Raw genomic sequence first — 17,751 nt, forward strand, 5'->3', positions numbered from 1 at the left:
TAACGCACATATTGTATCCTGTATTTGTCCCGCGTGCCTAATCTGGCTTTTGAGGCCGATTACGTGAATGGTGCTCGGGAACGTAAGCAGTAGCTTGAAAGGTGGTTCTTTGGTTGTTTACGCTTGATAAATCCGCCATTCTCACGCACGACCGCCTGAAGTTTCTCCATGACGTCGTCCCCATCGAGGAACATTTGGATAACATCGAAAAGTTTATTCGCATTTGCTATGAAGAGCAAGGCTGGCACATCGCGCAGTCCCGTCGCGTCATCGCCCTTCGCGCAACGGATGAAGACCGCTTGTCCAGTGCGTTCAAGGCGAGTTTGTATCTCGGCAAGTATCGCGACATGGCCAATACCAGCCGCTTTTTGCAAAACATGGTGGCCGCAGGGCACTCCTATGAACCGATTCGCGGCGAAACAGTGTTATTTTTGTACATAGGTGTTGGGAAGACCGTCTACGACCACCTTGTCACATACACTGTGGGCCGCCCGACTCGCATCGCTGGCGGCCAGCGGGCGAATGTGCCATGGGGGTTCGAACTTCCTGTCGAGGCCAAAAATCCGGCAGAGTACGACGAAGAACTCGAGCGCATCCGCAATGTCATTCGTTTGGCCAAGCAAGATCGCGTAGAGCAGATGCAGGCCGCTCGGGCAAAATTGCCCGTTGGGTATATCATGCCGCCATTCCTGATGGAATTTTCCGAGGAAGCGTTGATTCGAACCGTGTTTCGCCAGCGCCTGTTCGAACGAGGCGCACAAGGTGCAACCGTGGACGTGGTGACGGACATGCTCAATGCTTGTTTGCAAATCGACGAAGAGAAGTGGTCCTTCCTCATCGATTACCACGGGCCGCATTTACAGCAGTGGGAAAAGGCGATGCGCTCGTTGCGGCGCGATCATTATACACTAGCGGATATCGCCGAGAAACTCGGCATTTCTGTGGAAGAAGCACTGCAGCAAAATCTGTATGATCTGCTCATGGAGTCCGTTGGCAAGTTGCCGCCTTCGATGTGGGACAAGATGAAATGACCCTGTCCGCAGGTACCTTTGCGCGCTATAATGACTTCCAAAGGTAACCTGTCGCAAGTGCGGCAGGACAGAGATAGGTTGCTGGTCGAGCGGGGCGCACGTCAACTGTGAATGTTTGGGTTTGGCGAACCAGTTCCTCATCTTTCATGGTCATTCGTGGTCATTCGTGGTCATTCGTGGTCATTCATGGTCATTGAAAGGAGGAACTGGTTCGCCGAGCGTCGGCGCACAGCACATACGAGGTCGTTCAGGTAGGCGTAACCTGCAGGACGACCCAAATGCCACCGCGGCCTTGCTTCTCGGGCTGGAAGAGTTCGACGACGAATGTACAGGTACGGTGCTTGACGCGGACGACGGCGTGCATGAGGCCATCGTCGGGATCTCGGAACTGTTCGACGAACGTATAGACGTCGTTCATGCGCAATCCGAGGTGTACCGTACCGACCTCTTGGGCTGTCCGGACGGGGCTGAGGCGCCAGAGGTACTGTCCGTTGTCCACCGCCCGTTGAATTCGTTCGTAGTCTTCGCCTGGAATGACGACGGATCCAGTCACTACTTCTGGGCATGCCATGGTTTGGGGCCTCCTTCGCACGAGTGACGATGGTGCATTGTATGGGTCAAACGCCTTTTTGTGATAGACGATAGCCTAGAGAACCGCAGGTTCGAACAATGAAAAGGGGCAATGAAAATGGCGATTTCTGGAGCGGGTAAAGTAGCGGTCGTGACGGGAGCGAGTGCAGGGATTGGATACAGCACAGCCGTTGGCTTGGCAGAGGCTGGATTTCAACTCGCAGTCGGCGCGCGTCGCAAGGATGGCTTGGTGAAACTGGTCGAGGATATTCAACGGCGCACCGGCGTCAAGCCGTTTGCAGAGTCGCTCGACGTCACAGACAAGGAATCGGTGGACGCATTTGTCAAAGGCGTCGTCTCTGAATACGGCAAGGTCAACGTCCTAGTCAACAATGCGGGAAAGGCGCTCGGCGTCGATTACATTGATGAACGGGCGAACGAGGACGATTGGGAAGTCATGCTCGACACGAATGTGCTGGGGCTGTTGCGCATGACCAAACGCCTTGTCCCATATCTTGTAGAGAGCGGCGATGGACATATTATCAACCTTGGATCCACCGCGGGACATGAGGCATACGCTGGAGGCGGCGTCTATTGTGCCACCAAGTTTGGCGTTCGCGCCATCACGGGTGCGTTGCGTCAGGAGTTGTTGGGTAAGCCCGTGCGGGTGACGAGTATCGACCCTGGCATGGTTGAGACGGAGTTCAGCGTCGTGCGCTTCCATGGCGATACAGAGCGCGCATCGCGCGTGTATGAGGGTTTTCGTCCATTGACGGCAGAGGACGTAGCGGATTGCATCGTCTTTGCGGCGACGCGGCCAGCGCACGTCAATATCGACAACATCATTTTGAAGTCGGTCGACCAAGCCGACGCAACGCGGGTTGCGCGGAAGGGACAGTAACTGTTGGGCGCGCGGTACCGTTTTTGAAGGCGGTTGGCGCACGGGTGTACAAGGAGGGCCATGGATATGTTGATAACCGCCGACGACTTGCATCAGCGGCTCGTAGAACCAGAATTGGTGATTTTTGATTGCAGGTTTCGCCTCAGCGACCCGGAATGGGGACAGCAGATGTACGCGAAGTCGCATATTCCGGGTGCGTATTACTTTGATTTAGAGCGCGATTTGTCGTCTGCGTTGCATGAGCATGGCGGTCGGCATCCGTTGCCGGATCCAGAGGTTTTCGCCAACAAACTCGGCCAGGCAGGTGTCACGCCGACTTCGACGGTCGTCGTCTACGACAGCGGCGAAGGTATGGCGACGCGGGCATGGTGGTTGGTGCGATATGTGGGTGTTGAGGAAGTGTATGTGCTGGACGGCGGGTACCAGGCGTGGCTGAACGCTGGCTTTGCATGTTCGACACAGGTTCCGCCCAAGGTCGATCACGACTATGACGCCCGCGTCCATCCCGGCTGGACGGTCGATGTCGATGACGTTCGGCGGATTGTGACAGGGGATTGGGATGCGGTGCTCGTCGATGCCCGGGCGCATGATCGATATACGGGCGAGTTTGAGCCCATTGATTCGAAGGCTGGGCACATCCCGGGCGCGGTGAACTATCCGTGGCAGAACGGCCTGACAGAGGATGGGCGGTGGAAGCCAGAGCACATTCAACTCCGCCGATTTAGCGAAGTGATGTCGAAAGGGCGCCCGATTGTCGTGTACTGTGGTTCAGGTGTCACGGCGTGCGCGGATATCTTCGCACTCAAGCTGGCAGGGGCCAAGGATGTTCGATTGTACACTGGAAGTTGGAGCGATTGGATATCTTATCCTGATAATCCGATTGATCACGCTTGATACGCACATCCGAACATGAAATACTGGACGGTGTACCGTGGGCCCGAAGCTCACGGTACACCGTTTTTGTGTTTTTTCCGAGGCCGTCGGTCACGTAAATCGTTCGGCTATCGTCTAATTTACAAGCGTCGAATGAATTTCGGCAGAAACCTAGTCTCGCAATCATTTCGATGTACTTAGTCTACGTGATTGGTCTGCCAAAGAGAGGAGCGTGTCTACGTGCAGCAGCAACCCGAACGACGGGGACAGCCGCAATTTCATACATCGCATGATGTTCGACGCACAAAGCGCAAACGTCGTCGTGCGCGGCGGTTTATGCTGGCGAGCGTCGGTGTGTTGGTGACCATGCTCGCGGTCTTCGGCGGCGCGCTCGGTGTGGCTTTTGGCACATCGTGGGGATCGCATTGGCGGCTTTTGGCCGCAGAGACCGTCGCCTCGACAAGGCATTACGAGTGGGCCCGCTTTCTCACGACGCGCGCTGAATACGCTCAGATTATGAAAGGGCTGAGCGGCATTGCCGTCAGACAGTCAAGCCCGAATGACGTCGTCGTGGATAACATTAAAAAGATTGATGCGGGGAACAGCGGTCCCGTGCAGGTGATTCCACTGCATCAAGATGGATATACCGGGTATGTTGTGTTAGTGCCGGATCCAAAATTGGTACGCCTCGTGCCGGCAGAGGTCCATGGCTCGACAGGCGAGTACATCACCAGTATGGCACAACGCGTGGGCGCCGTGGCGGGCATCAATGCCAGCGGATTTGAAGATCCGAATGGGAATGGCTGGGGCGGTATCCCGGTAGGATTGGAGTACGTGGGGGGCCAGGTGATGCAGTCCTCCAAAGAAACGCCAAGTTGGGCGACAGTGGGCTTCACCAGTGAGGGCGTCATGGTGATGGGCAACTATACGCCGTCGGATTTGTCGGCCATTGGTGTGCGGGATGCCATGCAGTTTCACCCTGAGCTGGTCGTTGACGGACAGCCGATGATTACTCAAGGAGACGGTGGCTGGGGATTAGATCCGCGCACGGCGATTGGCCAGGAGCGGGATGGCACAGTGATTTTTGTCGTCATCAACGGCCGTTTGCACGGCGGACATTCGCTGGGTGCCAGCATGAAGCAAGTGATGGATATTATGCTGCAGTATCACGCCGTGAACGCCTGTGCGATGGATGGCGGGTCTTCGTCTGTACTGTATGCAGAGGGAAAGATTCTCAATTCGCCTTCGACGCTTGATCCCAACGGACAGCGCCACCTTCCGGACGCTTGGATGGTGTTCCCCACGGAGCAGGCCGCAGCGGACGCAAACCTGAGTTGAGCTGGGCGTGTTAGAAATGCGTTTCACGAAGTGAATCACGTTCGCCGGGGTGCGGCGTTTCAAAAGACGGACAGGGAAAATACCGCCCTGTCCGTTTTGGCGTCTCCTGACAAACAGGGTACAATTGAAACTGCCTGGGAGGAGAGAAGACGACGATGTATTTTGACGACTATTTCGTGCTATCTGACGAACAGCGAGACAGATTGCGCATCACAAAGGCGCTTGCCGACAAGTTTGCCGCTCGTGCGGCGGAGCATGACGAAGCAGGCACGTTTCCACACGAAAACATCGAGGCGTTGCGCGAGTCCGGATATGTGACGTGGACTGTACCGAAGGCTTACGGCGGCTTGGAGATATCCTTGCGCGAGCTCTTGCTTCATCAGGAGCAGTTGGCGCGCGGCGATGGATCGACGGCGCTCGCCATCGGTTGGCATGTCGGGATGATTCTCAACTTGCGCGCGAGTCACGCATTTCCCGAACCCATTTTTCAGACCATTTGCGAATCGGTGATGGACAAGGGTTGGCTCATCAATAGTTGCGCCAGTGAACCGGCGACGGGGAGTCCGAGCCGCGGTGGGCGGCCGGAGACGACAGCTACGCGCGTCGACGGGGGCTACCGGATTACGGGGCGCAAGACATTCAGCACGTTGTCACCCGCACTCGACTGGATTTTGGTGACCGCTGGCGTCGCGAACTCGGAAGAGGTCGGAGAGTTTCTTGTTCGAGGGCAGGACGTGACCATCGTTGAGACCTGGAATACGCTGGGCATGCGTGCAACGGGCAGCCACGACATCGTGATGGAGGACGTGTTTGTGCCGGATGCCCATGTCGTCACGGTCAAACATCCGAAGGAGCCGAGCGCCAGAAATCGAGACGGTAGTGGATGGCTGTTACATATCCCTGCGTGCTATTTGGGTGTCGGACTTGCGGCGCGTGACTTTGCGATGAAGTTTGCGGCGACGTATCAGCCCAACAGCTTGCCGCATCCGATTGCGGATGTTCCACACATTGAGGAGAAGCTGGGGCAGATGGAGTTGAAGTTACTTTCTGCGCGGACATTGATGTATGATCTCGCCGCCCGCTGGGATTCGGCATCCGAGGCGGACAGGCCAGCGTTGCGCCCATTGTTTGGCGCTGCGAAAACGCAAGCGACGAACGCCGCGTACGAGGTAGTGGATTTGGCTATGCGTGTAGTAGGCGCTCGCAGTTTGGCGAAGGGACTTCCGCTGGAGCGCTATTACCGGGATGTGCGCGCGGGATTACACAACCCACCGATGGACGATGTCGTCTTCAAGATGCTCGCCAAGGCGGGTACGTCTCCATTTCGGCAGTAGGTTGGTCTTGTGGTTAACTTCCCTTGCAACCGCACCACGTTTAGTGGGCGCGGTTGCCGGGGAGGTGATGAAGGAGAATTGACTCGATTTGCGTTGCGCGCGCAGACCACGTCTGTTCGCGCAGAAATGGTTCGCGTTCCGCCATCGTACTGCGTTTTTCTCCGGACAAGATGGCCGCAAGGGCGTTTTCCGCTGCGGTGGCATCGGGCGTCAGCCAGACGTGTTGCGAAAACTTGTTGAGTTCTCGCGTCGGCGTCGCGATGACTTCTTTGTCCGCTGCCAAATATTCATAGACTTTTACCGGATTGACGCTTTCTGTGAGCTTGGAATTGGCAAACGGGTAGAGACAGGCGTCAAATCCGGCGAGAAACTGTGGCAACGCAGTGTATGGTTTGCGGCCGAGGAAATGCACGTTCGGCAGGGATCGGATTTTTGATACGTCCGCCTCGACCGGTCCGATAAACACAAATTGGACGTCACTTCTGGACGTCGCCAGTTGGTGGAGGAAGTCGAAGTCGAGCCACGCCCCAATCCCACCGATAAAACCGACGCGCGGGCCTTTGATGTCACTTAGCTCCGGGTGTGGTGTCGCACTGGCGGCCGTCCGAAAGTGGTCGAGCTCGACTGCGTTGGGGACGAGATGGACATCATTGTGGTACAAAGCCATCTTTTCCACGAGGGCATCTGCGGTGGCAAATACCGCGCGGCTCTGATAGCTCATGTCCGCTTCGAGCGATTCGATGACGTCGCTGCGGGTGAGGCCGCCGAACGCACCGTGATCGTCTACGCAGTCGTAGAAGGTGGCTATCGGCCGAAGCCAGGGGATGAGGTCCACGGACCCTGGTAAGTTGGAGAAGAGAACGAGTGGGCCGGCCTCGTGCTGACGGATTTGCCGTGCCAAGAGGCGCTGGTTGAACCGGTTGACGGGCCGAGCCACATGATAGAACGGAAGTGTCGTCATCGGTTGCAGTATGCGAATGTGCCCTACAGTGTCGCGTTCGACGTCTTGAATGGGGTTTTTCGGTAACATTCTGTCGCGCAACGCCGGGTTGCGAAACGGACCAATCAGCGTCACTGGTGGCTCCACAAACAAGATGGGCCAGCCGCGGCTGGCCAGCTGGCGGGCGAGGTGATGGGGCCGCGCGATAATGCCATCCCAGGGAACGGCGGCAGTGATGACGATGGTTGGGTACATAGAGTAAGCCTCCAACTGCACCGATTGTCTCGATGCCATTTGGTTAGGTAGTCGAGCGTTTGAGCTTGATGTATTGAATGACTGGACGATAGATACACATCAACCCGCCTAAAATACCGACGAACAAAAAGAATGGACGAACCGCGTCAAACGCGATGAACGCAAGCAACGCAAAATATTGTTCCCCTATTAAAAAACCGCGAAACGGGACCAAGGCGCGAAGTTGCTGGGCGCGTGCAAAGCCATCTGCTTCTTTGGCCGTGTGCTGGTCAGACGCGTTGTTGGCTTCGGCCGCGACGGCTGGTTGTGGTTTGCCCATGCGAATTTGTCCATAGTACTCTAGGAGAAAAAGGACAAACAAAGCGAACGTCGCGTACATCCAAATGTGGTCGTCAGGTCCGTACACGCGTGTATACCCGTAGGCGAGACTCGCGTAAATCGCAAACTCCTTGATTCTGTCGGCCACTTGGTCAATCCAGCCACCGACCGGTGAAAAATGCTGTTTATAGCGAGCCAACTGGCCATCTGCGCAGTCTACCACATAGGACACCTGTACCAGGATGAGCCCGATAATCACGTCGTGGTAGAATCCACGCGTAAAGAAACCGCAACCGATTAGTGCGAGAATCAGCGACGAGATGGTCAGGGCGTTTGGCGTGATGCCAGTGTTGCGAACGACGTACACGAGACGGATGGACAAAGGGTAATAGATAAAGTTTGTCCAAATATCGATGGGCCGTTTCGCGCACGCGTTAATTTTGGCGAGTTCACTCATCCTTTATCCACCTGTACAAATGCGCGTAGAACCTCCTGGATGGCGTACTCGTAGTCCTCCGGGAAATCCACTTCGACGCAGGGCAGACCCGTAATGTCTACGGCGAACATATCATGCTTGTCCACCATGACGTCCAGCGCGTGCTCGAAAAATTTCATTTCGTTTGGTGTCACGGCTTCTGCGAGTACAGTTTGTCGGAAGCGCTTTGCAAAATCACCCGTGAAGTTGGCGACGCCGATAAACTCTCCATAGCTCGCAGCAGGATCTAGATGCTTGCCAATGGCCGTAATTTGGTTTTCTTGTACTTGCACTTTCACTTCTTCCTCGCGGCATTGCTTGCGGTCAATGGCGAGGAAGCCACCGCCGTCGTACGTGCTCAAGCGCTGGAGAATGCTTTGCTCAAACACAACATCGGCATTCATATAGTAAAAATCGCCTTCAAAGTCCTGTAGTGCTTTGGCCAAAGAGAATAGGGTGTTGGTTGTCTCAAAATCTGGGTTCTCAATATACGTCACGCGCATGTCGCTGTGGTGCGTACGGATGTGATCTACAATCATTTCCTTCTGGTAGCCGACCACCATGCGGACGTCAAAGACGCCGACCGACTTGAGTGCGTCAAGCTGCCAGTCGAGGATTTTTTTTGGGCCCATATCCAATAGGCACTTTGGTTGATTGTCAGTAAGCGGACGTAATCGCATGGAACGACCCGCCGCCAGAATGATACTTGTTGCCGTCACGAGGCGGTCAACTCCTATTCGGCGAATTTAAACCTAAATGTTCGGGGTGCGACAGGTTTCGACAGTCGCACCCCTCTATATAAGCAACCTCGTTCGCAAACGTCAATAAACGAGGCCAGATTCTTCATCCTTTCGTGAAATCGATGTAACCGGATTTTCCGCCAGTTTTCACGAAGATGTCGACGGCGTGGTACTGCTGTTGGCCAAATTTGATAATCCCCGCAGTTTGGTACAGCGTGCCGTCTGCTGTTTTGTGCAGGACTTTGCGGGAGGAAAACGTGCGCCGTTCCCGGCCATTTAGATACATATTGACGTAATACGAACCCGCTTGATTATGCGTCAGGTTCCACTGTTCGCCGGTACTGTCTGGCGGGATTTCCACCATGTTTGCTGTAATGCGGACGCCGTTTGCCGTCTTCTGATAATGGTCGGGCAAAGGTACTTGTCCACCGCTCCGAAAGTAAATGATGCCGACAATCACAATGACCAACGCAGAGAGCAACCACTGGCGCGGGCGTCTCATGGCAATCCCTCCAGTGGTCTTATTTGACCTGGATATCTACAGATTCGATGTACGCCGTCTTCGTTGGCTTACTGACTTCTCCCTGCATGTTCGGGTTGGCTGTGACTGGAATTGCAGCAATTTTATCGACGACGTCCATGCCAGACACGACTTTGCCGAAAATCGTATAGTTGGGCGTTTGATTCAGGCTGTCGATCTGTTGACCCGTGCCGATGAAAAACTGGCTGCCGTTCGTATTTGGACCGCTGTTGGCCATTGCGACAATACCCGGCGCGTACTTTTCTTTGTTCGGAAGTTCATCTTTAAATTGATACCCCGGGCCGCCGGTGCCATTGTTATTCGGGTCTCCAGTCTGAATCATAAACGGCTGGATGATGCGGAAAAATTTGTCGTCGTGATAGAAGTTGTTCTTCGCGAGAAAGACGAAGTTGTTGACGGTAACGGGACTCTGTTTCGCGAACAATTGAATCGTGAAGTTCCCGTAGTTGGTATGTACGACGGCGCTGTACTGCTTGCTCGTATCAATGGTCATTTTCGGTGGGGAAGACCACCGTTTTGTCGTCGTTTTCAAGACCGGCGCTTTGGTCTTCGCTTCACCGGATGTATTGTTTGTATTGGTTGTACCACACCCGGCAACCAGGCTCAGTGTGACCAGTGCGGTAGCGATACCTCCAATGGTGTGACGGAAACGCATGGAACAAAACTCCTCTCGACGCAAGCGTTGATGGTATCATGATACGAACAGTCGTGTGCAGTGGCATTCATGCAGAGAGCTGCCAACTGCTCGTCCATCATAGCATGACCATTCGTGATGAAATTGAAAGATTTCTGACAAGATTTTCTGCAATCCCTGAAGGTGTCCGTTCGTCGTCGCGCAGGGCCGTACCAATCCATTACAAATTTTTGCTGAATTCGCTACATGAATTCGCTACAATTGAAGTTCTACGCGCTGTATCACGACATTTGCAAATGCGCCAGGATTCGATCCGTCCGATGAAATGACGTTGCCATCGACCGTCACGGGGCTTTGCTGATGAATGGCATGGCGCAAAACGTGTGCATATGTATGAGCGACATGAATGGGCGCACTGTACGAGGTTCCCCCTAACAGACCTGCTGCTGCGATACAGACCACACCTTCTGTCGATGCTGCAATCCATCGGCGTTGACCGTCATATTGCCGCAAGAATCGATGAAGTCGAATATCGCTCCAAGTTTGGGGCGGATAGTGACCACCGGGTATGATGAGCAACTGTAAATCGAGCGGGGAAGTGTCCTGCATGGTGGCATCGGCCATCACGTGCAGGCCCTCTGCGGTCGTCACTGACTGCTCTTCCAGAGAGAATACGCGCAAGCGCCACGCGCGCTCTTGTCCAGATTGCAACAGGGACGAAACACCCGCGACCGAGAACTGCGGCAGCGCGACTAGCCCGACCTTATACATGGGCGACCTCCTCGAGTTCTGCTGCAATACATCGCATTTATCCTAGCAAATCTGCACGCAGGAGGGAACTGACAGGTGAAATCGAGGGAGATTTTCCTCCGTATGGGCTCCATCCTCTCACTCATCATCTGTTTGGCGTTGATTCGCTTTCCGACTGCTTGGCTGACGACGTGGCTGCCCAGTGGCATGTGGCTTCAGGGCGTCTGGTTTGTCGCCTGTCAGGCAATGGCGAGTATTCTACCCATGCCTGCGGAGCCGGTGATGACAGCCTGCCTGCGCGCCGAAGGCGCCGTGTTGGGAACGGTGGAGAATTGGCTGGGGACACTTGTCGGCGGTGTGATTTTGTTTTTGTTCGGCCGGCTGGCCGCGCCTGTTGTGCACAAATTGTTGCAACACCCGGCAGTTCGGCCGACGTACGAAAGGATGCAACGGCGGCTGAAACCGGACAAGTTCTGGACGATTACACTCGTCCAATTCCTGCCGTTTCCCTTTCTCTTGGTAAACTTGCTGCTGGGGACCGCGTCTGATGTGTCCGTGACGACCTACATATTTGCGACGGCTATCGCCATCACGCCTTACCAAATCGCCTGGTCACTGGGCTATTTGGGCGTACTGCGGGTCTCGCACCTGAGTTGGCTACTTGTGGGCGTGATGGCCTTCGTCCTGCTCGTGGTGATGATTTACCGCTCGGCCAAGCGCCGCCGCCATCAGTCGCAATAAATCGTAACCGTACATCGTACTGTGTTGGTAGACAGGCTGTCGCTCGGCACGTCTTCACGGGATGGCCGCTTGGTGGTAGTCTGTGATACTGCAGGCTTGTCCAGAAGGAGGCGGAACGGTTGAATTTGCTGGAGGGGCTCAACCCAGAACAAAAACAGGCGGTTCAAACGGTCAGTGGTCCGCTTTTGGTGGTCGCCGGTGCTGGCAGTGGCAAGACCAGTGTCCTCACGCGGAGAATCGCCTACTTAATTGGCGAGCACAAGGTGCCCGTCCATCAGATTTTGGCCATTACGTTTACGAATAAGGCCGCGCGCGAAATGAAGGAACGCATTCGCAAGTTCATTGGGGCGCGCGCCGAAGATTTGTGGATGGGGACGTTCCATAGTATCTGCGTGAAAATTTTGCGCAGAGAGGCAGAGGCTCTTGGCTACACCCCGAACTTCACCATTCTCGACAGCGATGATCAACAAGCGTTGATTGCACAAAGTTTACTGGATTTGAACTGCGACTTGAAAAAGTTCGACCCACGCCAGATTGGCAGTGTGATTTCTCACTGGAAGAACTTGATGTACACGACGGATGATGTCAAGCGCTTGCCAGTGGGTGAGTCGCTGGATGAGGCGACCGCCGTGGACGTATATGCGTTGTACCAGGCGCGGCTGTTCGCGGCCAACGCGATGGATTTTGACGACTTGATTATTCAAACCGTTCGGCTGTTGCAGACAGATGAGGATGTGCGCAGGCGGTATCAGGAGAAATTCCGCTATATCTTGATCGACGAATACCAGGACACCAACCACGCACAGTATCAGCTCGTCCGCACGTTGGCGGAGGCGCACCGGAATCTGTGCGCGGTGGGGGATGCAGATCAAGCGATTTACGCGTGGCGCGGCGCGGACAGCGAAAACATGTTGCGGTTTGAACGGGATTACCCGGAGGCGAAAGTGATCCTGCTGGAACGCAACTACCGTTCAACCGAGGCGATTTTGTCAGCGGCCAACGCGCTCATCGCGCATAACCAGAAGCGGCGGGAAAAGATGTTGCGCGCCGTCCGGGGACGCGGCGAAAACGTAGGAGTCGTCTGCCTCACCGACAGCGAACAGGAAGCGGTCTTTGTGGCCTCGACGATTGCCGAGCACGTGCGAAATGGCGGTACGTACGGCGATTGTGCTGTGCTGTATCGCGCCAACGCGCAGTCCCGCGTGATTGAGGAAGCGCTCATGGCGCAGGCCATTCCCTATACGATTGTCGGTGGGCTCACGTTCTACGATAGGCGAGAGATTAAGGACATTTTCTGCTATCTGCGCGTCTTGACCAATCCGCAGGACGAGATTTCCTTGCTGCGCATCATCAACACGCCGAGGCGCGGGATTGGGGAGCAGACCGTCGGTCGTTTGCTCGATCACGCCCATGAAGCCGGCATTACCCTGTTCGAGGCACTCGCTTGTGGAGAAGCCGCCGGCTTGTCGCCGAAAGCGAGTGAAGCGGCGCGTTTGTTCCACGACCAACTGCAGGAATTGCGTCTGTGGATGGAAGGCATGCCGGTCAGCGAGTACCTCGGCGAAGTGCTGCACGCCACGAAATATCGCGAGTCATATCTGCAGTCGGGAAAGAAGGAAGACTTGCAGCGCGTGGAGAACATTGACGAGTTGTTCAGCGTGACCAAGTCGTTTGACAAGCGTCGCGGCGGTACCGTACAGGAGTTTCTCGCGGAAGTCAGCTTGTTGAGCGACGTCGACAAGGAAAAGGAGAAAGGGCAGGGCAACGTTCGCCTGATGACGATGCACGCCAGCAAAGGGCTGGAGTTCCCGGTCGTCTTTCTCATTGGTATGGAGGAAGGGCTGTTTCCGCACCCGCGGTCGATGGACGACGATGCCGCCGTGGAGGAAGAGCGAAACCTCTGTTACGTCGGCATGACCCGCGCGATGGATCAGCTGTATATGACTTATGCCGTGGAGCGGACGCTGTTTGGTCACGTGACGAATCGAGATCCGTCGAGGTTTCTTTCGGAGTTGCCGGACGCCTGGATCACGAGGCTCGACCTGGCAGTCCAGCACAACGCGACGCTCAGCCCTGGCATGCACGTTCGGCACGCGCAGTACGGTGAGGGCATCGTTCTGCACATTGCGGCGGATAAGGACGGCGGGGATGATCAGGTGCAAGTGATGTTTCACCCATCGATTGGGCTGAAGTGGGTCGGCAAGAATCTATTGCGGCCAAAGGAAGAATCCGTGGTACAATAAAATTACTGTCCGAAAAGAGCTAGCGTGGTCTCTATTAGACGGCCACCGCTCGTTTCGCAAAGACCGAGATTACCTGACGTGGCAGGAGGAAGAATCCCTTGTGGTATTGGATTATCGTTGGCGGCATCCTGGTCATTGTGATTGCCGGCTACACCGTGGTATTTATGATTGCCCGCAAACGGCAAAAGGCGTTTGATGCGCAATATTTGGCGAACAAGGAACGGCATGAGGTGTTTGTCCTGAACAAGCGGCGACTGCGCGAACGAGGGCAGTCGGGCATCACGAAGTTTATTCCGTTTCCGACCTATCAGGTGGTCGGCCGGGTGACCGTGGGGCAGACGATGAAGGGCGTGCAGATGAATCGCGTTCAAAACGTGACGTTTCGAACGACGAAGGAAGAGTACGACAAAATTCAGGTGAATCACAAGTACCGCATGGATATCATGGGGAACTACATCGGCAGTGTCGTTTCGGAGGTTCAGAGCAAACGCGCACAGCGCAGTGCGAAAATGAAGGAAGAAACGGCACAGACCAAACCGAAGCGTCGATTTTTGCGTCGCGGTGGCAACTCCTGATGGATAGATCCCTCGTGCGGAGGTAGATGCTGGCGTCTTTCGCGCCTTTTCATGTCAAAAGTATGGGCTGATGCATAGGCTGTGGTGTCGACGATGGGGACCATTCAGGGAGGTCGAACCAATATGCCAAACACAGTTCATATGATGGTGGGTCAAAAACCTGCTGCGAAAAAGGTGAAAAAGAAAGTCGCCGCAAAACCGAAGGCTCAGGCGTCCAAGAAAAAGGCGGTAAAGCCCGCTGCGCCCGTGTTGAGTTACCGCAATCGCACGCCGCAAGACGACGCGTTTATCGTAGGTCTGACGCGCCAGCAGCTAGGAACCATTCACGAGCAAGCCTTCGGCGCACCGTTTCCGGAAGAACAGTTTTTGCGCTACATTCAGTCTGGCGCGCCGACGGTCGTCGTCGAACAAAACGGGAAACCGATTGGTTATTACTCGTATCTCATCGGCCCGGATGCCAAGATGCACGTCAGTGCAATGGTGATTGATCCGAAGCATCAGTCGAAAGGCATCGGCAAAACGGTCATGGCGCATCTCGAGGAAGAAGCGATTCGCCAGGGCGTTCGCACTGTGGAGGTATTTGTACAGGAAAACAACGCACAAAGCCTCGCGTTTACGCGTAGCCTCGGGTTTCGCGAAGTCTTTCGCATCGAGCCAAATACCATCGGCTTTCACAAACAACTGGCGACAAACTGACGTTGTCTATCCTGATGCGCGGCATCGGGCGCAGGCGTAGCCGCTTGCCCTGTGTCGCGCATATATTTTGCGCTTGTCACTTGCATCACTTGGCCCGTTGCGCGTATGCTATTACATACAGGGGGAATGTGACATGTCTATGGAATCAACGACCTCCATTGAAGAACGTATTCAAGAAGCGCTGGCCTCTATTCGCGATGCGATTCAAATGGACGGCGGCGATGTTGAATTTGTATCGTATGACGACATGACGAAGACGGCATTTGTTTCCCTTCAAGGTGCATGTGTTGGCTGTCCGGCCAGTGTCATGACGCTGAAAATGGGTGTTGAGCGGGCGATTAAGAAGGTCGCTCCAGATGTTGAATACGTGGAAGCGGTCTAAACACAACGCAATTTGATGGCGCGGTGCGGCTTGCATCGCGCCATTTTCATATGGTTCTCGCGGTATGTCCCGTGCAGGGACGTTGGCTGTTTTGACCGACGTAAAGCGGAAAGGAGACGGACGGATGCAAAGTGAGATGCGAGCTGGGCATTTGCATATTCATCTGGACAAGCGGTTCAACGGATGGCGCGTCCTCGACGTGCTGACGACCGCTTTTGCGCTGCCAGAAGCCTTTTCGCGCCGCTTGTGCGCGGCAGGGCTCGTGCGTCTTGGCAAACGAACCTTGCAGCCGGATGACACGGTACAAACCGGTGCGCGGCTGGTGCTAGAAGATCCATCCCCCGTGGCGGCGACTCCGAATACGGCAGTCGAGGACCCGGGCTTTTGTCTGCCTGCGGGCGTCGCCCCGCTTGAAATCTGCTATGAGGATGATCACGTCCTGGTCGTGAATAAGCCGGCAGGTGTCATCGTCCACTCGGATGATCCGCTGGAACTTACGCTTGATACCTTGGTTGCGCAGTATTATTGGCAGTCGGGACAATATCTGCCCGTCCGCCATGTGCATCGCCTGGACAAGCCGACGACCGGCGCAGTCGTCTACGCGAAGCACGGATTTGTGGCCAGAGCGCTCGATGCCCAGTTGACAACACATCAGATGTCTCGGCGTTATCTCGCCGTCGTCTATGGCGATGCGCTATCGAAAACGCAGACGGTCGCGAAGCCGATTGGGCGAGATCGGCATCGCGCTGGCGCGTACCGCGTATCATCAACCGGGAAACCGGCGCGTACACATATAGTGGTACAAGCAGCTTCCGTTATCGATGGCCAGCAACTATCGCTTCTGTCATGTCGGTTGGAGACCGGGCGTACGCATCAAATTCGGGTCCACTGCGCTGCGTTAGGCGCACCGATTTTAGGGGATATGCTGTATGGTGGGCGCGCAAATATTCACGCTTGGCCGCCACAACAGGCGATTGCACTGCACGCGCGGGAAGTGGCGTTTTTCCATCCATACGATGAACAAGAAGTTGTCATAAAATGTCGTCCTGGAAACGATTGGATGGCGTTTTTACGGAAAGAATGGGGAGTAGAAGATGATGTGTAGGAGTGCTTTGTCATGGAGGAACGCATGCACATAGTCGGGCATTTTTTCGCAAATCTAACCGCCCGCATCTTTAAGCACGACATCGCCTCACTCTCGGCTCAAATCTGCTTCTACGCCCTGTTTTCGTTGTTTCCGCTCCTCATCCTAATCATTTATGGAACGAGTCTGGTTGTCCCGCAGTCCAACATTCAACATTTGTTGATTACGGCGCTCAAACCTTATTATCCGAATGTCGATTACGCCAATACTGGTGGGGCAAACGACTTTATCGCGAAGAGCATTCAGTCGCTGGGCGCTGCTGGGGCGCGAATTGGCATCGTCAGTTTTCTGACGCTGACATGGTCGGCGACGAGTGCGTTTATTGCCGTCCAGCAGGCGCTCGACACGATTTTTGAAGTGGAGGACAAGCGGTCTTTTCTGGCTCGGCGGATTGTTGGGTTCACCATGCTCGTCATGCTGATTTTTGTAGCCGTGTTCTCGTCCATTGCGTTGGCGCTGTTTCCGCATATCGATCACGCCCCCTGGTGGCCCAACGTCTCAGGCTGGGCTTCGGCATTGCGTGGATTGACGCGGGTGGTTTATCCGCTGTCGCTGTTTGTCACGTGTTTTGTCTTTTATCGATATCTGCCGTCCCGCAAAGTGGATGTCAACAGCGTGCTGATTGGAGCACTCTGTGCGTCGGTGGCGCTGGATTTAGCGAGGGTGCTGTTTGTGGTATACGCCAGCCACTTTGTGAGTTACCATTTGATTTACGGTACGCTGACAGTCGTGATTATGCTGGTGTTGTGGATGTACATCGCCGGAATCATTCTGCTGTTTGGCGCGGAAATTGCCTCTTGCTTGGATTATATGGGGCAATCCAAGGACAGCTGATGGAGTGTATGAAGACGGAGTGAGTGAAATGGACGAGATCGTACTAAAAGGCATGCCCTTTTTTGCTTATCACGGTGTTTTACCGGAAGAGAACGTGACTGGTCAGCGATTTATTGTGAATACGTGGTTGAGTTGCGATTTGCGCGAAGCTGGCGTGTCCGACGACGTGGCGGACACGATTAATTACGCGCACGTGTATGCGGTTGTTCGCGAGATTGTGGAGGGCAAGCCGCGCAAATTGATCGAAGCCGTGGCAGAGGACATTGCGGCGCAACTCTTGGCGACGTTTGACCGGCTGCAGGCGGTCACCGTTGAAGTAGAGAAGCCAGGCGCGCCGATTCCGGGGATTTTTGGGCAGGTGAGCGTAAAAATCCGGCGCCATCGCACATCGGCGTAGGCGTAGGCGTTTCTGGCATAGGGCAAGGTGCCGTAAGAC

Annotated in this window: 20 protein-coding genes; 13 read left to right on the top strand and 7 right to left on the bottom strand. The window is 55.0% G+C overall.

Annotation, left to right across the window (positions count from 1 at the left end):
- The first annotated feature begins 113 nt into the window (after window positions 1-113).
- On the top strand, window positions 114-1,031 hold the full coding sequence (locus K1I37_RS07450; RefSeq protein WP_021297179.1) for a hypothetical protein: 918 nt from the start codon (window positions 114-116) through the stop codon (window positions 1,029-1,031).
- 247 nt (window positions 1,032-1,278) lie between these two features.
- Here the strand turns inward: K1I37_RS07450 and K1I37_RS07455 are convergent, their stop codons facing one another.
- Window positions 1,279-1,602, bottom strand: coding sequence for a hypothetical protein (locus K1I37_RS07455; protein ID WP_021297178.1), 324 nt, complete (start codon window positions 1,600-1,602; stop codon window positions 1,279-1,281).
- A 117-nt stretch (window positions 1,603-1,719) separates the two neighbouring features.
- On the opposite strand from K1I37_RS07455, the gene K1I37_RS07460 reads away from it, so the two are divergent.
- The 4 genes from K1I37_RS07460 to K1I37_RS07475 all read left to right on the top strand — a co-directional run bounded on the left by K1I37_RS07460 (window position 1,720) and on the right by K1I37_RS07475 (window position 6,047).
- Window positions 1,720-2,502: an SDR family NAD(P)-dependent oxidoreductase gene (locus K1I37_RS07460; protein WP_021297177.1), complete on the top strand. Its 783-nt coding sequence runs from the start codon at window positions 1,720-1,722 to the stop codon at window positions 2,500-2,502.
- Window positions 2,503-2,568: 66 nt separating this feature from the next.
- Entirely contained in the window at window positions 2,569-3,396 is an 828-nt protein-coding gene (locus K1I37_RS07465) for a sulfurtransferase (RefSeq protein ID WP_021297176.1), read from the top strand.
- A 219-nt stretch (window positions 3,397-3,615) separates the two neighbouring features.
- Entirely contained in the window at window positions 3,616-4,713 is a 1,098-nt protein-coding gene (locus tag K1I37_RS07470) for a phosphodiester glycosidase family protein (RefSeq protein ID WP_021297175.1), read from the top strand.
- A 155-nt stretch (window positions 4,714-4,868) separates the two neighbouring features.
- The gene (locus K1I37_RS07475) at window positions 4,869-6,047 is read left to right on the top strand and encodes an acyl-CoA dehydrogenase family protein (protein ID WP_021297174.1); all 1,179 of its coding nucleotides are present in this window, start codon (window positions 4,869-4,871) and stop codon (window positions 6,045-6,047) included.
- Between the two features lie 40 nt (window positions 6,048-6,087).
- Here the strand turns inward: K1I37_RS07475 and K1I37_RS07480 are convergent, their stop codons facing one another.
- The 6 genes from K1I37_RS07480 to K1I37_RS07505 form a co-directional block, all read right to left on the bottom strand.
- Window positions 6,088-7,242 carry a glycosyltransferase gene (locus tag K1I37_RS07480; RefSeq protein WP_021297173.1) on the bottom strand — a complete coding sequence of 385 codons (1,155 nt, stop codon included), beginning with the start codon at window positions 7,240-7,242 and terminating at the stop codon, window positions 6,088-6,090.
- Between the two features lie 43 nt (window positions 7,243-7,285).
- Complete coding sequence (locus K1I37_RS07485; RefSeq protein ID WP_021297172.1) at window positions 7,286-8,017, bottom strand: CDP-alcohol phosphatidyltransferase family protein; 732 nt, start codon at window positions 8,015-8,017, stop codon at window positions 7,286-7,288.
- Complete coding sequence (locus K1I37_RS07490; protein WP_021297171.1) at window positions 8,014-8,754, bottom strand: phosphocholine cytidylyltransferase family protein; 741 nt, start codon at window positions 8,752-8,754, stop codon at window positions 8,014-8,016. Before K1I37_RS07490 ends, K1I37_RS07485 begins: the two co-directional genes overlap by 4 nt.
- 124 nt (window positions 8,755-8,878) lie before the next feature.
- On the bottom strand, window positions 8,879-9,277 hold the full coding sequence (locus K1I37_RS07495) for a hypothetical protein (protein WP_021297170.1): 399 nt from the start codon (window positions 9,275-9,277) through the stop codon (window positions 8,879-8,881).
- 19 nt (window positions 9,278-9,296) lie between these two features.
- Window positions 9,297-9,971: a peptidylprolyl isomerase gene (locus K1I37_RS07500; RefSeq protein WP_021297169.1), complete on the bottom strand. Its 675-nt coding sequence runs from the start codon at window positions 9,969-9,971 to the stop codon at window positions 9,297-9,299.
- Window positions 9,972-10,205: 234 nt separating this feature from the next.
- A complete protein-coding gene (locus K1I37_RS07505; protein WP_021297168.1) occupies window positions 10,206-10,721 on the bottom strand; it encodes a DJ-1/PfpI family protein in 516 nt (171 codons plus the stop codon).
- Window positions 10,722-10,796: 75 nt separating this feature from the next.
- On the opposite strand from K1I37_RS07505, the gene K1I37_RS07510 reads away from it, so the two are divergent.
- The 8 genes from K1I37_RS07510 to folB all read left to right on the top strand — a co-directional run bounded on the left by K1I37_RS07510 (window position 10,797) and on the right by folB (window position 17,712).
- Entirely contained in the window at window positions 10,797-11,441 is a 645-nt protein-coding gene (locus K1I37_RS07510; RefSeq protein WP_021297167.1) for a TVP38/TMEM64 family protein, read from the top strand.
- A 119-nt stretch (window positions 11,442-11,560) separates the two neighbouring features.
- Complete coding sequence (locus tag K1I37_RS07515) at window positions 11,561-13,684, top strand: ATP-dependent helicase (protein WP_021297166.1); 2,124 nt, start codon at window positions 11,561-11,563, stop codon at window positions 13,682-13,684.
- 98 nt (window positions 13,685-13,782) lie between these two features.
- Window positions 13,783-14,259 carry a hypothetical protein gene (locus K1I37_RS07520; protein WP_021297165.1) on the top strand — a complete coding sequence of 159 codons (477 nt, stop codon included), beginning with the start codon at window positions 13,783-13,785 and terminating at the stop codon, window positions 14,257-14,259.
- 123 nt (window positions 14,260-14,382) lie between these two features.
- Window positions 14,383-14,955, top strand: a complete 573-nt coding sequence (locus K1I37_RS07525) for a GNAT family N-acetyltransferase (RefSeq protein ID WP_021297164.1) — start codon at window positions 14,383-14,385, stop codon at window positions 14,953-14,955.
- Between the two features lie 133 nt (window positions 14,956-15,088).
- A complete protein-coding gene (locus K1I37_RS07530) occupies window positions 15,089-15,337 on the top strand; it encodes a NifU family protein (protein ID WP_021297163.1) in 249 nt (82 codons plus the stop codon).
- Between the two features lie 124 nt (window positions 15,338-15,461).
- Window positions 15,462-16,442: an RluA family pseudouridine synthase gene (locus tag K1I37_RS07535; RefSeq protein WP_021297162.1), complete on the top strand. Its 981-nt coding sequence runs from the start codon at window positions 15,462-15,464 to the stop codon at window positions 16,440-16,442.
- A gap of 12 nt (window positions 16,443-16,454) precedes the next feature.
- Window positions 16,455-17,315, top strand: coding sequence for a YihY/virulence factor BrkB family protein (locus K1I37_RS07540; protein ID WP_021297161.1), 861 nt, complete (start codon window positions 16,455-16,457; stop codon window positions 17,313-17,315).
- A gap of 28 nt (window positions 17,316-17,343) precedes the next feature.
- On the top strand, window positions 17,344-17,712 hold the full coding sequence (gene folB, locus K1I37_RS07545) for a dihydroneopterin aldolase (protein WP_021297160.1): 369 nt from the start codon (window positions 17,344-17,346) through the stop codon (window positions 17,710-17,712).
- The last annotated feature ends 39 nt before the right edge of the window (window positions 17,713-17,751 follow it).

Source organism: Alicyclobacillus acidoterrestris, assembly GCF_022674245.1.
GTDB classification, from domain to species: Bacteria; Bacillota; Bacilli; order Alicyclobacillales; family Alicyclobacillaceae; genus Alicyclobacillus; species Alicyclobacillus acidoterrestris.

Bases quoted from the DNA above. Each gene is read 5' to 3' on its own strand.
- K1I37_RS07455 (WP_021297178.1), bottom strand. From the start codon at position 1,602: ATGGCATGCCCAGAAGTAGTGACTGGATCCGTCGTCATTCCAGGCGAA.
- K1I37_RS07460 (WP_021297177.1), top strand. From the start codon at position 1,720: ATGGCGATTTCTGGAGCGGGTAAAGTAGCGGTCGTGACGGGAGCGAGT.
- K1I37_RS07465 (WP_021297176.1), top strand. From the start codon at position 2,569: ATGTTGATAACCGCCGACGACTTGCATCAGCGGCTCGTAGAACCAGAA.
- K1I37_RS07475 (WP_021297174.1), top strand. From the start codon at position 4,869: ATGTATTTTGACGACTATTTCGTGCTATCTGACGAACAGCGAGACAGA.
- K1I37_RS07480 (WP_021297173.1), bottom strand. From the start codon at position 7,242: ATGTACCCAACCATCGTCATCACTGCCGCCGTTCCCTGGGATGGCATT.
- K1I37_RS07485 (WP_021297172.1), bottom strand. From the start codon at position 8,017: ATGAGTGAACTCGCCAAAATTAACGCGTGCGCGAAACGGCCCATCGAT.
- K1I37_RS07495 (WP_021297170.1), bottom strand. From the start codon at position 9,277: ATGAGACGCCCGCGCCAGTGGTTGCTCTCTGCGTTGGTCATTGTGATT.
- K1I37_RS07500 (WP_021297169.1), bottom strand. From the start codon at position 9,971: ATGCGTTTCCGTCACACCATTGGAGGTATCGCTACCGCACTGGTCACA.
- K1I37_RS07505 (WP_021297168.1), bottom strand. From the start codon at position 10,721: ATGTATAAGGTCGGGCTAGTCGCGCTGCCGCAGTTCTCGGTCGCGGGT.
- K1I37_RS07525 (WP_021297164.1), top strand. From the start codon at position 14,383: ATGCCAAACACAGTTCATATGATGGTGGGTCAAAAACCTGCTGCGAAA.
- K1I37_RS07530 (WP_021297163.1), top strand. From the start codon at position 15,089: ATGTCTATGGAATCAACGACCTCCATTGAAGAACGTATTCAAGAAGCG.
- K1I37_RS07535 (WP_021297162.1), top strand. From the start codon at position 15,462: ATGCAAAGTGAGATGCGAGCTGGGCATTTGCATATTCATCTGGACAAG.
- K1I37_RS07540 (WP_021297161.1), top strand. From the start codon at position 16,455: ATGGAGGAACGCATGCACATAGTCGGGCATTTTTTCGCAAATCTAACC.
- folB (WP_021297160.1), top strand. From the start codon at position 17,344: ATGGACGAGATCGTACTAAAAGGCATGCCCTTTTTTGCTTATCACGGT.